The sequence below is a fragment of the Psychrobacillus sp. MER TA 171 genome, from assembly GCF_023713305.1.
GTDB lineage: Bacteria > Bacillota > Bacilli > Bacillales_A > Planococcaceae > Psychrobacillus.
The window spans coordinates 373,613-388,258 of sequence record NZ_JAMAWN010000001.1 but is presented as its reverse complement, the minus strand read 5'-3'; the positions used below and the strand labels follow the sequence as shown (position 1 = coordinate 388,258).

At 36.9% G+C, this 14,646-nt stretch carries 12 protein-coding genes and 1 pseudogene; 3 read left to right on the top strand and 10 right to left on the bottom strand.

The window, feature by feature from the left end; all coding sequences use genetic code 11:
• Positions 1–9: 9 nt before the first annotated feature.
• The gene (locus M3627_RS01705; RefSeq protein WP_251552742.1) at positions 10–2,337 is read right to left on the bottom strand and encodes a ligand-binding sensor domain-containing protein; all 2,328 of its coding nucleotides are present in this window, start codon (positions 2,335–2,337) and stop codon (positions 10–12) included.
• A gap of 162 nt (positions 2,338–2,499) precedes the next feature.
• Here M3627_RS01705 and secA point away from each other — a divergent pair, with 162 nt between their 5' ends.
• Positions 2,500–4,860 (top strand): preprotein translocase subunit SecA, encoded by a 2,361-nt coding sequence (gene secA, locus M3627_RS01700; protein WP_251552741.1) that lies wholly within the window; start codon positions 2,500–2,502, stop codon positions 4,858–4,860.
• 220 nt (positions 4,861–5,080) lie between these two features.
• Here secA and M3627_RS01695 read toward each other — a convergent pair whose 3' ends face one another.
• The gene (locus M3627_RS01695; protein WP_251552740.1) at positions 5,081–6,814 is read right to left on the bottom strand and encodes a methyl-accepting chemotaxis protein; all 1,734 of its coding nucleotides are present in this window, start codon (positions 6,812–6,814) and stop codon (positions 5,081–5,083) included.
• Between the two features lie 142 nt (positions 6,815–6,956).
• On the opposite strand from M3627_RS01695, the pseudogene M3627_RS21005 reads away from it, so the two are divergent.
• Positions 6,957–7,199, top strand: a pseudogene (locus M3627_RS21005) (LCP family glycopolymer transferase); the annotation flags it as partial.
• A 34-nt stretch (positions 7,200–7,233) separates the two neighbouring features.
• Positions 7,234–7,359: a hypothetical protein gene (locus tag M3627_RS20720; protein WP_285841610.1), complete on the top strand. Its 126-nt coding sequence runs from the start codon at positions 7,234–7,236 to the stop codon at positions 7,357–7,359.
• A 127-nt stretch (positions 7,360–7,486) separates the two neighbouring features.
• On the opposite strand, the gene M3627_RS01690 is transcribed toward M3627_RS20720, so the two are convergent.
• The 8 genes from M3627_RS01690 to M3627_RS01655 form a co-directional block, all read right to left on the bottom strand.
• Positions 7,487–8,347: a 5-oxoprolinase subunit C family protein gene (locus tag M3627_RS01690; protein ID WP_251552739.1), complete on the bottom strand. Its 861-nt coding sequence runs from the start codon at positions 8,345–8,347 to the stop codon at positions 7,487–7,489.
• Positions 8,344–9,108: a LamB/YcsF family protein gene (locus M3627_RS01685; RefSeq protein ID WP_353056448.1), complete on the bottom strand. Its 765-nt coding sequence runs from the start codon at positions 9,106–9,108 to the stop codon at positions 8,344–8,346. The genes M3627_RS01690 and M3627_RS01685 overlap by 4 nt, the downstream gene beginning before the upstream one ends.
• Positions 9,108–9,851 carry a 5-oxoprolinase subunit PxpB gene (gene pxpB, locus M3627_RS01680; protein WP_251552737.1) on the bottom strand — a complete coding sequence of 248 codons (744 nt, stop codon included), beginning with the start codon at positions 9,849–9,851 and terminating at the stop codon, positions 9,108–9,110. The genes M3627_RS01685 and pxpB overlap by 1 nt, the downstream gene beginning before the upstream one ends.
• Entirely contained in the window at positions 9,841–10,455 is a 615-nt protein-coding gene (gene pcp, locus M3627_RS01675; protein WP_251552736.1) for a pyroglutamyl-peptidase I, read from the bottom strand. The genes pxpB and pcp overlap by 11 nt, the downstream gene beginning before the upstream one ends.
• Before the next feature lie 120 nt (positions 10,456–10,575).
• Complete coding sequence (locus M3627_RS01670; protein WP_251552735.1) at positions 10,576–11,643, bottom strand: hypothetical protein; 1,068 nt, start codon at positions 11,641–11,643, stop codon at positions 10,576–10,578.
• A gap of 30 nt (positions 11,644–11,673) precedes the next feature.
• Positions 11,674–12,837: an aminotransferase class I/II-fold pyridoxal phosphate-dependent enzyme gene (locus M3627_RS01665; RefSeq protein ID WP_251552734.1), complete on the bottom strand. Its 1,164-nt coding sequence runs from the start codon at positions 12,835–12,837 to the stop codon at positions 11,674–11,676.
• A gap of 21 nt (positions 12,838–12,858) precedes the next feature.
• A complete protein-coding gene (locus M3627_RS01660; RefSeq protein WP_251552733.1) occupies positions 12,859–14,148 on the bottom strand; it encodes a TRAP transporter large permease in 1,290 nt (429 codons plus the stop codon).
• Positions 14,145–14,639, bottom strand: coding sequence for a TRAP transporter small permease (locus M3627_RS01655; RefSeq protein ID WP_251552732.1), 495 nt, complete (start codon positions 14,637–14,639; stop codon positions 14,145–14,147). The genes M3627_RS01660 and M3627_RS01655 overlap by 4 nt, the downstream gene beginning before the upstream one ends.
• Positions 14,640–14,646: the final 7 nt, after the last annotated feature.

Sequence of the window (14,646 nt, the reverse complement as noted above, 5' to 3'; positions counted from 1 at the left end):
AAATCTCCTTCATTTCCCAGCTGATTCAGCTTGTTTTCCACGATTTTTCTCAATCGTGTATCTCCATAGATTACTTCCATCGTAGTAATAGAGGTTACCGTTTAAGTCCTGTTCTAGTCCATAAACTCCATTATCCTTTAACCATTCAACTTGTAAGCTATCTTTTGTTACACGGAACAACTTACCTTCTACACTTCCATAAATGTAGCCATCTACACCCTCTAATATTTGTGCATTACGGAATCGACCTGATATTAATGGTAATAACTCAACTGATTTGATATCAGTCCATTCATCCTTATATTTAAAGAGCTTTCCATCAGCCATTCCCCACACATAATTCTCTTTATCTACTATTAAACTAGTAATCATACTTGAACTAAATGGTAGGTGAATATATTTTTTTGCCTCTGGATTAAAGCGATCAAAATAGAACAGTCTTGCTCCTCTAGGATTTACTTGTTGGTTGGCATGGATCGATGTACCACCGAATACTTGAGTTCCTCTGCTTACTAAAGAAACAATGCTTTGGTTATAAATATAATCCTCATAAATCTCTGTTTTTTTAGTAGAAGTATCATAAAAAACTAATGCCCCTCCACCAACGCTAGTATCAGGTAGAGTACCAAGAACAATCTCTTTTCCTTTATTATAAGGCGCAACTGCTGTAGAACGTTCTTGCCCATGTGAGCTCATTCTAATTACTTCAGCAGGATTTCCAACTCCCCACGGAATCGAACGATCATATACTAATAATCTAGCTAGAGGATAGGCTCCAATATAAAGCTTGTTATTTATCTCAAACATAGACTCCACTTGGCTTATGTTACGATATAATTCCTTGTTCCCCGTTGCTACGTTGTATACGCCAAGGCCACCTGACATATAACCATTTGCATAAATATGTTTACCATCTGAGCTAGATGCTAAAGTGTAAAGCTCAACCGGCTGCTCCGGCAAGTTAAAGTTATGATATTGTAACTCTCCTGTTTGTGGATTGTATTCAAAAATTTGACCTAGGTTATCAACCATACCTGATAAAATCCATTCCTTTGGCTCCTCCAAAGGTTCTTCTGAAGGATTATTACCATTAGGATTTTCTTTCAAAGGCGGTACTATTATTGGCAAGGCAGGGTTTGGAACGATAATCTCTGTATTTTTTACACCCGATTCTACTTTAGGTGCAGTAACTGCGCCTGGAACAGTATTTTCACTTTGACCCTCTGTTCCTTCCTCGTTCGGAAGCTTAGGATTCTTTACGATAAAGTCTAGATTAATAGCTTCTGTTCCTTTAGGCAGATAAACACCTAGTTCGGTATGCATCTTTGTCTCGAACTCATACTTAATCAATTGTTGCCCTTTTGTATAATAGATGCCCTCTCCATTTGGAGAAACTGCTGATACAGTTTTAGAGCTCAATTCGAATTCATCCACTATTTTAAGTGTTTTACGGTCAAAAATAACAGCCATATTTGAAGGATGTAATCTAGCAATAATATAATTATCCGTTAAAACTAAGTCCTGTGCATACTTTTCAGACATGTATTTTGCTGGCAAAAATGAAGTGAAATTTTTTGTGTTCGGCTTTTTTACTAATAAATCCATTGGAGAACCAATAGAAACGTAAATTTCATCTTTATCTTCATCAGCAACGATAGCTTTCACGAATTCTTTTCGTTTTCGAATTTGACCAAATTCCTCTATTTCTTTTGTTTCTGTATCAAATGCCACTAACGAACCACCATAAGCCGAACCTGCATACACCTTATTGCCGGATACGATTAAATCTTGAATAGATGTATCACTCTTATTGGAAAAAATCGCTCCATGCTTTTCAAATACTTCCTCGTTCGGATCATAGCTATAAAGTATGCTCGATACTGATCCACCAACCCATAGCTTCCCATTTTCATCTACATCCAAGCCCCATGCACTTTTCGAATCTTCTAACGTAAACGTATGTAAGATTTCTTTAGACTTATAATCCACGACAACAAGTGCCGCTGGAGAGCCATGCATGATGTAGTAAATAAAGTAGTCGCCCTCGTTATTTGCTGCAATTTTAGAGGATACAGCGGAAGCTTTAAAAATCATTGGCCCTAAATTTTCGTAGCCTTCCTCAATTACTTCTTCTACTGGCTTTTCTTCTATTATATCGTCCAGCCATTCCTCCGAGTTATCGACCTCTAGATTTTCTTCGACAACATCTTTAATACCTTCTATTCCTTGTTGCTCTTTTACTTCTACCATTGGCTTTTTGACTATCTCTTCTGCGTGAACACTACTCATCGGCGCTGCTAAAACCATAGCAAGCATTGCTGTACTAATTTTTTTCAACATTCTAACCCCTTTCATATCTATACTAACTTTAACATGATATGGAAACTTTTTAAATATAATCATGTAACTAAATTGTAATCATAGCTATTTATATAGTAAATGCTACCACTTATGATTCATGATATAATAGTATTGGAAATAAAAGATAGGAGATTAGACATGTTACAATCTATTAAAAAAATGATTTCAGGAGAAGTCATAGAGCTAAATCAGCTAAAAAAAATTGTAAATAAAATAAATGCCCTAGAAGATTCATTCACTCAAAAAAATGATGAAGAGCTACAAGCATATACAAATATTTTTCGTGAGAAGCTTAACGAGGGAATATCACCAGAGGAGCTAATTATTGAAGCATTTGCTGTCGTTCGAGAGGCCTCTAAACGTGTGCTTGGAATGAGACATTATGATTCTCAGCTGATGGGAGGAGCTGTTCTAACACAATCTCAAATTGCCCAAATGCAAACGGGAGAAGGTAAAACGTTAGTGGCTACCCTACCAGCTTACGTGATGGCTGCTTACGGAAAAGGAACACATATCATTACCGCGAACGAATACTTGGCTACTCGAGATTATGAACAAATGAAGCCCCTTTTTGAATTTCTTGGTCTTTCCGTTGGACTTAATGTAGCTGGACTGGAAAAAGAGGAAAAGCAAGCTGCTTACCTTTGTGATATTACATACGGAACAGGGACAGAGTTTGGTTTCGACTATTTAAGAGACCATATGATCCAACGAGAAGATGAGCTCGTACAAAGACCGCTTTTCTACGCATTAATCGATGAAGTAGATAGCATTTTAATAGACGAAGCAAGGACACCTTTAATCATTGCAGGTAAGTCTAACGCAAGCTTAAATCTCTTCCCTGTGATGCAGATGGTTGTAGGATCGTTTGAGGACAAAAGAGAATACGATTATTACCCAGAAACAAAACAAATTGTATTGTTAGATGAAGGTGCAGATCGTCTAGAAGAGGCCTTTGGAATCGACAATGTATATGATCGCGAACATAGAGAGTTTCTTCATATAGCAATGCAGACGCTTCGCGCAAAAGTAGTTATGAGAAAAGATGTTGACTATATTGTGAAGGACGATAAAATACAAATCGTTGACCAGTATACAGGACGTATAATGGAAGGCAGAACATATAGCGATGGCCTTCATCAAGCAATAGAAGCTAAAGAGAAGGTTTCGATCAAAGAAGAGAACAATACACAGGCTTCTGTTACCATTCAACATTATTTCCGTTTGTATAGTCATATCTCTGGAATGACTGGTAGTGCTATGCCTTCACGCGATGAATTTTGGGAGACTTATAATTTAAGAGTCACAGAGATTCCTACGAACAAACCAAACAAGCGAATTGATATGGAGACTGTTGTCTATTTATCTTCTGAAGATAAAATGAAGAAAATTGTTGCTGAAACTAAAAAGCACCACGAAGTTGGGCGTCCTGTTTTAATTGGGACAACCTCTATAGAGCAATCAGAGAAGCTATCCAATTTCTTTAAAGAGGAAGGCTTGAAACACAATATTTTAAATGCTAAAACAGAGGAAGATGAAGCAGAGCTTATTTCTAATGCAGGTCAAATGCATAAAATTATGCTAGCTACTAATATGGCAGGCCGAGGAACGGATATCCTTTTAGGCGAAGGTGTAGCAGAGCTTGGTGGTTTGCATATTATCGGGACCGAGCTTCACAGTAGTGCTCGTATTGATATGCAATTACGGGGACGTAGTGGTCGCCAAGGTGACCCAGGCAGCACACAGTTTATCGTCTCCTTAGACGATGAACTATTCTACTACTATGATGAAGAAGAATTCGCTAAGTATAAAAAGAAAGTAAAAACAGATGAGAGTGGTTTAATAATTTCCCCTAACCCAACTAAATTTGTTTACAATGTACAAAAGGTTATTGAAGGAATACATTTCTCAAGTAGATCACACTTATTAAAATTAGATGATGTAAACAATGATCAACAAAAAGTGATTTATAATTATCGTGAAAAAGCATTGAAACTGGAAAACATGCAATCACTCATTCAAATTGCTATACAGGAACGCTTAAATTACTTCTTAAAGGATATGTTAGAAATGGATGCTGCGGGGGAAGCTGCTTTGCACCAGGAAGTGATTGATGAAATTAAAATAATCGGCACGCTTACTACCACGGAGCCAATCGATTACTCTAACTTCACTGCGGAAAGTAAGGAACAATTACAAAAGGAACTAAATGTTGTTTACCGAATGGCACTAGATGAACTAGAGAATGATGTAGATGAAGATACTTGGAAGGACATCCAAAGCATTTACATTGAAACGCTAGATAGATACTGGATTTCTCATTTAGGAAACTTACACCACTTGAGAGAAGGTATTTCCGTTCGCGGCTACGGACAAGAAGATCCTTATAGACTATATTCATTTGATGCATTAGACATGTTCAATAACATGCTTAACGCCTTTTTCCGAGATATCAGCCGATACTTTCTACAGGTTAATAGCTCTAAAGCGGAAGAATAATAAAGACAGATTTCAACTAAAGACTGCAGCTATTGCTCAAGTTATTTCCCCTGAGCTTGCTGCAGTTTTTTTATTATTCTTCTATCCCAACATTTACCTAGTAATAAAACTAGAAAAAGATAAAGGTGTTATTCCCGCTTTCTTACGATAAAAAACAAGGATAACAGGTACTGTTATCCTTGTTTATTTTGAATAAATACTATTCGAACACATTTATCTCTTATTTGAACCTCGATACCAAGTCATGCATGTTTTCAGCTTCCTGTTGAAGTTGAAGGGCTGAATTCATAATAGAATTAATAGCATTGTTCTGCTCTTCAATTGAGGCATTCATTTGCTCTGTTGCTGCTGCAGACTCCTCTGCAACGGCTGCAATATTAGATATCGCCCCTACAACCACTTCTCTATTAGAATACATGATATTCATCTCTTCATTTAAATAAATAAGTTCTTCTTTTATTTGTTGAATGGATTTAGTCAACTCCATGAATGATTGTTTAGTATATTCAACTGAATCCATTTGTTCATTTGAAATCGATTGAGTTTCCGTCATTTGAATTTCTGCTAAACGTGTGTCCTGCTCAATTTGCTTTAAAAGATTACGTACACTATCTGTAGCTACCTGAGTACCTTCTGATAGCTTCCTTACCTCCTCTGCTACTACCGCAAATCCTTTTCCATGCTCTCCTGCCCTTGCAGCTTCGATACTTGCATTTAAAGCAAGTAAGTTGGTTTGGGCAGATATATCATTAATGGTCTGAACAATTTGAGATATCTGTCCCATTCGATTAGTAAGTTGAGTAAAAGTAGCCTGTAGGACATCCATCACTGCTTGCAATCTATCAGTATTTGTAGTTAAGGTATTTATGTTAGATAAACCATTTTCTTGTACGCTTATCATTTGACTAACCCCTACAATAATTTCATTATATTGCTTAAGTGTTTTCTCAATAACTGTAGACAAATCATTTACTTTATCAGAAGCTACCTCTGCTTCCTCTGCTTGTATAACTGCACCTTTAGAGATTTCTGTAATAACATGTGAAATTTCATCAGCAGCTGCCGTAGTTTCTTCTATTACAGCACTCAGCACCTCGGAGGAGCCTCTCATATGGTCTGAAGATACTTTTGTTTGACTCACCATTTCCTCTAAACTATTCTTCATAGTATTCACATTTAATGCAAGCTGACCTAACTCATCCCTTGTTTCTATTGGTATCTCATTTCCACTAAGCTTTCCATCTGCTATATCCGAAGTTAAAACCATAATCTTCTTTAAATAAGATGTCATTTTTCTAGCAAAGTACCAAAACAGTACTAATCCTAACAGGAGCGCTATTAAAATCGTCACAATGGTTGTAAATAACATAGTATGTGCGCCTTTATTAAAGTCCATTTCGTATGTAGCTGCTACAATTATCCACCCCCAATTGGGATCCTCTATACTATATGCAATTTTTGGTTCCACTTGAGCTTCGTCACTAGGAAGTGGCCAGTTATAAGACACGTACCCCCCACCATTTAATGCTTTTTCTATACTATCTCTTATAAAATACTGACCATCCTCCGACTGATTATCATATAAGTTTTCCCCTTCTAGACTAGGGTGTACTAATAAGTTGCCTTTATCATCCATAACATAATAATAGAAATTCTTCCCGTAGGATGCCGGATTAGTGATTGAACGTTTATTGTCCTCCTTTAAAGGACCGATAATTTTATCTGCAACTCGTGCTTTTGCTTCTTCAATTGTTATAACGCCTTTTTCTACCTCTTTATTTAATTCATCAATTAAATCCAATATTGCATAGGTACCATTTTGAATCCCCATTTTCCCTAATTCATCTAATTCTTTTTTAGCTAACAAATAATTATTTAGGCCTAGTATTGATAAAGGTAGTAATATAACGATTAAAGCCAGAACTAAAAGTTTACTTTTTAAAGAACCACGCATATAATAACACTCCTTTTTTGATTAATTATACCTACAATATTTGTACATAAATGTGATAATTATCACATTTAAGCATATAAATATCATTAATAATTTATAAATAATAAAAAGGGAATGAACAAAGTCTTATTTCGTAGACTTTGTAGGTGGAGTAAATGTTGTAAAAGAAACGACCTTTGAAGTGTTTGGCTATACCTTTCTTGAGGGAAAACTTAGATTACAGGGACAGCAGGCGCTAGATTATATAAGAATGCGCAAAGATGATCCACTAGGAGATTTTGGAAGACAACATCGTCAAAAACAAGTAATTCAATCTCTACTTAAAAAGGGAGCAAACTTCAATCTACTCCTGAGGAAAAGGAACGGAACTACTTCTAATTATTGAAGAAAACCTACAAACAAATATGACCTTCGAGCAGATGCTAAATATACAAAAAGATTATAAAAAAAGTATAAATACGATTGAAACTCTGACCTTTGAAGAAGGTGCTGGAGAATTAAAGGATGGAATTTGGTATTATATGATGAACGAGAATGAATTTTAAAAAATTTCCGAGGAAATAAAGCTACATTTAGAAAAGCATTAAAAATTCTATAAACAACATATATGCATGCTCAAAAAGGATTGTCATAAAACACATAACTGCTAGGTGTATTTTATGACAATCCTTATCACTCTCTCCATTGAAAACGAATCTTTCCACCACTCCTCAATTGGGAGATCTTCCATAAATCTTCGTCTGCTATTTTCCCCATGGTAGCATATCCACCAACCGTATGTGCATCTGCCATTAAAACAACCGGCTGACCATTATTAGTAATTTGAATAGTACCAAACTGGCTTGCCTCCGATAGAATATCGCCCTTAGAGACGAACTTTAGCTCAGGGCCATCTAAATAATATCCCATCCGATTCCCAGCCTTATATGTATAAATCGAATTAAAAAAAGTATCAATACTGCTCGTTTCAAATAAAGCCGAATGGGGACTTCCCCAAACATTAACAGTTACATCATTTTCATAAGTAGGAATAAAAGACGGTATTAATCGAGAGCGTTTGTTTGTATACGAAGTATCCCTCCCATATAAAATCATGTTTGGCTTCAGTACATATCCAATATCTGCTCTTGGATATGCTGAACTACTGTTCATCACCTCGTCCGCACAAAATCCTCCTTGTGGAATTATGTAAGCAATACTTCCTTTACTTGGACTATTAAAGGATAGGATTTGACCTTTGATGACTAGAAATGATGTCCATAGCTCCACGGGGTTTCCATCTAGCGTAGCTTCCAGATCCGCCCCACTGATAACTAATTTATGAGTATCTAAAACTTCCAGTGATAAGCCACCTAAAAATAGTTCTAATGCTAAGGAGTTTGGAGAGTTGGATACAATTTTATTCCCCATTTGAAAAGCATATTTATCCATCGGTCCAGCAACAGGCATCCCAAATTTCCGATACCCTGGTCTGCCTAAATCCTGATAGGATGCGTAAACCCCCTCTTTTATAACTTTAAAAAGCGCCTTCATATTCCCAACTCCAAAGGTGCAATCCTCACATTGTTTTCCTCTAGGACTTTTCTAACTTTCCTAACCACTGCCGAGACATTTTTGCCATCGCCATGAAAGCACAAGGTATTAGCATGGATTCTTATACTATCCCCAGACTTGGTCTTTACTTGTCGATCTTTTACGATTCGTAAAACCTGCGTAACGATATCTTCATCAGTAGTCAAAATAGCATTTGGCTCTGTTCGGTTAACTAGCTGCCCATCCTCATCATAAAGGCGATCGGCAAAAGCCTCCTGTGCAGTTTGTAGACCTACCATTTTTCCCGCCTCTATTAGTTCACTGTTGCATAACCCATATAGTATCAAGTCTGGTTCCATATCAAACGTCGCCTGCGCAATTGCTTTAGCAACAGAGGAATCTTTTGCAGCCATATTGTAAAGAGCACCATGTGGCTTTACATGCCTAAGTCGTACATGATGAAGCTGACAGAAAGCCTTTAAGGCCCCAACTTGATAGATAACCATCTCATAGATTTCTTCGGGTGACATTATCATATTCCTACGTCCAAATCCTTGCAGGTCTGGAAAGCCTGGGTGAGCACCAATGGATAAATTATTTTTCTTAGCTTCCTTTACTGTTCGGTTCATTACCGAAAAATCTCCCGCGTGGAATCCACAAGCAATATTAGCTGAAGTAATCACTTTAAATAATTCCTGGTCTTCCCCTACGCTAAAGGCTCCAAAGCTTTCCCCTACATCCGCATTTATATCAATTGTTATCATTTAGACAACTCCTCTACAAAACGTTTCATAGCAAGAGAATCTTGTTTTAACTCACTAGCTATCTCTTCATATTCATGTATTGAAATGGGAAAAAACCTAATTAAATCTCTTGTTCTTAATAGAAAATGATCATTTCTAAAAGCCGAATAGATTTCCAAAGGTGTTCTTCCAATAATGTTCCATCCTCCTGGTGATTCTAAGGGATAAACGCCTGTTTGATTTCCTCCAATTCCAACAGAGCCTTTTGGTACTATACTTCTAGGCTTGTCTAGGCGAGAAATGCAAAGGCTTTTATGTAACTCTCCTAAATAAGGAAAACCGGGTAAAAATCCAATCATATATACGGTATATAATGGTTGTGTGTGAAGCTGAATAATCTGTTTGGAAGAAAGACCATTTAAAGAAGCAATTCTATCCATATCTAGCGAATACGGTTTCTCGTAACAAACGGGAATATGTACTAATCTAGATGGCATTTTTTCTAAAGCTAAATGTTTATGCTGCCATTGGAATAAGAATCCCTTAATATCGACTTTGTCTAATGCAGACGAATCAATAAAAAACACCGTAATTGTATGATAGCTTGGCACCACTTCCTCTATAAGATGATTCCATTCTAATGAAACCATTTCAGAAAAGAAATGTACTTGACTCCATACTTCTTGACTTATAGTCTCTTCAAAACTAAAACGTAAAGTCCTCTCCCCTGTTCTAAAAAAAGTTGGCATTTCAATTGTCATGATGTTCTAACGCACCAATACAAGTGATAATACTATTTTTCAAGTCCTCATGAGACCAGCTCGGTATTTTCCCATGCTCTATCGCTAGTTCATGAGATGCCGGAATATGGATGAACCCCGAAATCAGTTTATTATTGGACTTCTGTGCATAATGTAGTGCTTCATACATGACATTATTACAAAGGTAGGTTCCTGCTGTATTAGAAATTTCAGCAGGAAAACCATTTTGGATTAGCTTTTCCACCATTTTTCGAATTGGCAACGTAGAGAAATAACCTGGTTCTCCGTTTGCCTGGATCACTTCATCAACGGGCCTATTTCCTTTGTTGTCTACATCCCCATCTTGTACATTGATAGCAACTCTCTCAGGAGTAATTTTATACCTGCCAGCTGCTAAGCCTAAAGATATGTGTACGTCTGGCTTTTCTGCTTCCAGTAATTGAAGTAGCTCCTTACCAGAGGCACGAAAATCTACCGGTAGGATCTTACCAACAATCCTATGACCATTAATCTCTAAACCATTTAACTGTTCCACAATTTTCATAGTTGGATTGACAGTAAGCTGTAAAAACGGTTCAAATCCTGTTAATAACAATGTTTTCATTCTACTCCTCCTATTGACTCTATTAATTTAATTGAATTTTCATATCATTTAGTTTAACATTCTTGGAGCAAAAAATAACAACCAACAAGTTTTCTCTCGTTGGTTGTTTGAAGAAAATAGTTAGTAAGGAGTAAAAATATCGACAATTTTCCATTCCTTATTTTCTTTTTTCAATAGATATACATTTAAAATAGATTCCTTCTTATTTCCTGTAGTAGCAAGGTCCTCAACTTCCACATAGGCATAGCCACTAATGATGGAGTAGACATAAACGTTTACCAGTTCGAACTTTGTATCATTTTCATTGAAGGAAGTTTGAATATCCTCTTTTAAAAATTCATAGTCAGGAAAATCCTTACCGTATAACGAGAAAACTCCCGTTACATCTTTTTTATTGATCAGTTGGTTCATTTGACCAAAATAAATGTTGAAGTCTTTTTCTTGTGCAACAAAATTTATGTCCTTTCGCATGACCTTGCTGTATTCTTCAAATAGTCGATAATACATCGTATCATCTTTTATGGATTCTAAAGTTAAAAACAATTCGTTTAGAATGGAGTCTTGCTTGGTTTTCTTTTGGATAGCCTGGTCCAGCTTAGTTATTAAGCCTTTCGCTAGCTTTGCAGATTTTACATTAAGTAGCATCTGTTCGGCAGGACTCTTATATTGAGTAATAAAAGCGTCGCGTGTTGACTTACCATAAACTCTATATAAAAGCTTTCCTTGCTTTCTAATTTCCTCGGATAAAGCATGATAAGCAGTTTCCGTAAGCTTAGAGCTTGGATCCTTTCTATACTCTTGTTGAAGAGTGTTAGCCAGCTTTTGAATTTTATTGCCAGACGTAATAGCATCCACATATCCCATGGAGCGTTTATAATGAATCCCGGCTGTTTCCTCTAATTTTTTTTCTAATTCTGCCCTTTTAGCTGGATCACTTATCGAGGAAATCTCTTTTTGTGCCGTTAGATAAGCAGATTTAGTCGAATTGAATACCTTCATATCTGGAGTTTTAATAGACTGGGTATGTTCAATAGAAATTTGCCATTTTAAAGCCGTTGCTTCTTTCTCCGCTCTCTGAACTAGTGCTTCCGCTTTTGTTAATGACGCTGCCTGTACATTCGCTACGGGAGCGAGTATAACACTACTAAAAATTCCAAGTGCAAGTGAATACGTAATTACTTTTTTCATTGTATTCTCCATTTCGTCATGTAATAGAATTCATTGGGACTGAATTTTTTCTATAAAACGTTCTAAACGATTTAAACCCTCTTCTAATACGGCCATGGAATAAGCATAGGAAATTCGAATATAGCCCTCTCCATAAGGTGTAAAGGTACTGCCAGGAACTACTGCTACTCCACCTTCATGTAGTAGCTTCGTTGCAAAATCAAAAGACTTCATACCTAAACGTTCTATGGAAGGAAAAATATAAAATGCACCATTCGGCTTAATGACAGGAAGACCCATCTTTAACAAGCGATCATATACATAGTCACGTCTTGTTACATACTCAATATTCATTGCGCTTGGGATGTCCTTGGAATTGGTTAATGCCTCTAGTGCACCGTACTGTGATGGCAAAGAAGCACAAATAGAATTGTAAAGATGTACTTTTAACACATGCTCCATAATTTTCTCAGGACCTAATATGAATCCAATCCTCCAGCCAGTCATCGAATGCGACTTAGAAACCCCATGGATATAAAATAATTTGTCTCGCAGCTCCGGATAGGAAGCAAACGAAACATGCTCTCCTAAAAATGTATTCTCACTATAAATTTCATCGGAGACAATATAAACCTCTTTATCCTTTAACATTTCCACTAGCTGATCCATTACCTGCTTTTCAATAACCATGCCAGTAGGGTTTGAAGGATTATTAAACAAAATAGCCTTCGTTTTATCTGTAATAAGCTTCTCTAATTCATCTACTGAAGGCTGTAGACCAGTATTAGTTGTATCTAAATAAACGATCTTAGCGCCACAAAATTTAATAACAGGTTCATAGCCCGAGTATATCGGAGCCGGCAATATAACCTCGTCGCCTTCTTCTAAAATAGTTCGAAAAACTGTATCGATAGCTTCACTCGCACCGTTTGTGATGACAATTTCTTTAGTTGGGTTGTAGGAAAAACCATATTTATCTGTAAAAAAATTATTAACAGCTTCTCTTAACTCTATTAACCCAGCATTGTGAGAATAACCAGTTAAATCATTTTGAATAGCGTGTATTCCCGCATCCTTCACTGCCTGCGGAGTAGGGAAATCTGGTTGTCCTATTGTTAGATTAACTGCATTTGGGAAATTAACGAGCTGATTCGAGAACTGACGAATACCAGGTTGTTCAAGTGCTATCGCACGTGGGTTAAGTTGTAAAGACATATAATTATCCTTCTTTCACAATTATTTATTACTTAGAATACTTGGAAGCCATAAAGATAAACTCGGTAAGAAGGTGATGAGGATTAAGCAAACAATCATGCTGAACAAAAATGGGATAATGGCCATTATGATTCTTTCAAACTTCACATTACCAACACTAGAAGCTACAAATAGGTTTACTCCAAGAGGTGGTGTGATAAAACCAATAGCTAAGTTAGTAACTAATATTACCCCAAAATGAATGGGATCGACACCGACTGCAATAACAATCGGCAAAAGAATCGGTGTTAGAATGACTAACGCAGATATTGTATCGATAAACATTCCTACTATTAATAGTATGACATTAATAGCTAGTAAAATGACAATTGGATTGGTAGATAATTCAGTCAAGAAAGAAGAAATATCATTGGGCACCTGTTCTAAAGTCATGAAATATGCAAAGGATACGGAAAGACCAATAATAATCATCGTAGTAGCATTTATAACAACTGCTTCGCGGAAGCATTCAAATACGGATTTCCATGTAAGCTCCTTATAAACAAACAAGCCGATAATTAAAGCATAGACCACTGCTACGACAGCAGCTTCCGTTGGCGAAAAGAAGCCTCCATAAATCCCACCCAAAATAATAACTGGGATAAGCAATGCCCACTTGGCATCGTATGTAGCTTTTAACACATCCTTAAATGAAAAGCGGGCAGTTCCCTCGGACTTATAGCCTCGTTTTTTAGCAATAAAATACGCGGTGATCATCAGACCAATACCAATGATAATACCTGGTAATATCCCTGCTAGGAACATGCTTCCTACAGATACGCTTCCTATTACCCCATACAACACAAATGGAATACTAGGTGGAATAATTACGCCTATAGATCCTGCTGAAGCGGATACAGCCGCTGCATATCCTCCGTCATACTTTTTGTTTTTCATTTCTGGAATCATAAAACCGCCAATTGCAGCTACAGTTGCAGGTCCTGATCCCGAAATAGCCGCAAAAAACATGGATGCTACTATGGTTACTAGAGACAATCCCCCTACTATCCAACCTACTAAAGCAGTAGCTACGTCCAGCAATCTTTTAGAAACTCCGCCTTTACTCATTAGTACTCCAGCCAGCATAAAGAAAGGAATTGCTAATAGCGGGAATGAATCCAAGGATGTAAATGCTTTTTGGGCTATAATACCCAGTGGAAGATTAGAACCAAAATAAATGGCAACTAGTGCGGAAACACCTAAAGAGATAGCAATAGGAACTCCAATTAAAAGGCAAATAAACAGTGTACCGAACAAAAGAGCTACTGTCATAGCATAATCTCCTCTTCCTTAGGTTTTTCGTAATTGCCACGTATCACTTCTTTTACTTGAATGACTAACCGAATAGCCATCCCAATCCCACCAAGTGGTATAGCTAAATACGGAATCCAAATTGGTATTTGCATAGCTGGAGCCAGTTGTCCATGATTAATACTACTTAAAACAAGCTCTGTACCAAACACAGCTAAAAACAGTGCCATTACAAACCAAATTACTATGGATAAAATCTCAAGCACCTGACGAAACACCCCGTGGAAGCGGGTGATAAATGCTTCCACGCGAATGTGCTGTCTTAATTTAACTGCATAGCTTGCCCCAATCCATACTTGGAAAATATGAATATATCTCGCCATTTCCTCTGTCCAGCTTGGTGCAGAGGAAAAAACATATCTGCCTATTACTTGACCAAAAATAAGTGCAACCATTAAACCAAGGGAAAGTACTAGCAATATCTCTTCGAACCTTGCAAATTTCTTTAGCATATACGTT

Coding starts and splice junctions, on each gene's coding strand:
- secA (WP_251552741.1), top strand. CDS start 2,500: ATGTTACAATCTATTAAAAAAATGATTTCAGGAGAAGTCATAGAGCTA.
- M3627_RS01695 (WP_251552740.1), bottom strand. CDS start 6,814: ATGCGTGGTTCTTTAAAAAGTAAACTTTTAGTTCTGGCTTTAATCGTT.
- M3627_RS20720 (WP_285841610.1), top strand. CDS start 7,234: ATGCTAAATATACAAAAAGATTATAAAAAAAGTATAAATACGATTGAA.
- M3627_RS01690 (WP_251552739.1), bottom strand. CDS start 8,347: ATGAAGGCGCTTTTTAAAGTTATAAAAGAGGGGGTTTACGCATCCTAT.
- pxpB (WP_251552737.1), bottom strand. CDS start 9,851: ATGACAATTGAAATGCCAACTTTTTTTAGAACAGGGGAGAGGACTTTA.
- pcp (WP_251552736.1), bottom strand. CDS start 10,455: ATGAAAACATTGTTATTAACAGGATTTGAACCGTTTTTACAGCTTACT.
- M3627_RS01670 (WP_251552735.1), bottom strand. CDS start 11,643: ATGAAAAAAGTAATTACGTATTCACTTGCACTTGGAATTTTTAGTAGT.
- M3627_RS01665 (WP_251552734.1), bottom strand. CDS start 12,837: ATGTCTTTACAACTTAACCCACGTGCGATAGCACTTGAACAACCTGGT.
- M3627_RS01660 (WP_251552733.1), bottom strand. CDS start 14,148: ATGACAGTAGCTCTTTTGTTCGGTACACTGTTTATTTGCCTTTTAATT.
- M3627_RS01655 (WP_251552732.1), bottom strand. CDS start 14,639: ATGCTAAAGAAATTTGCAAGGTTCGAAGAGATATTGCTAGTACTTTCC.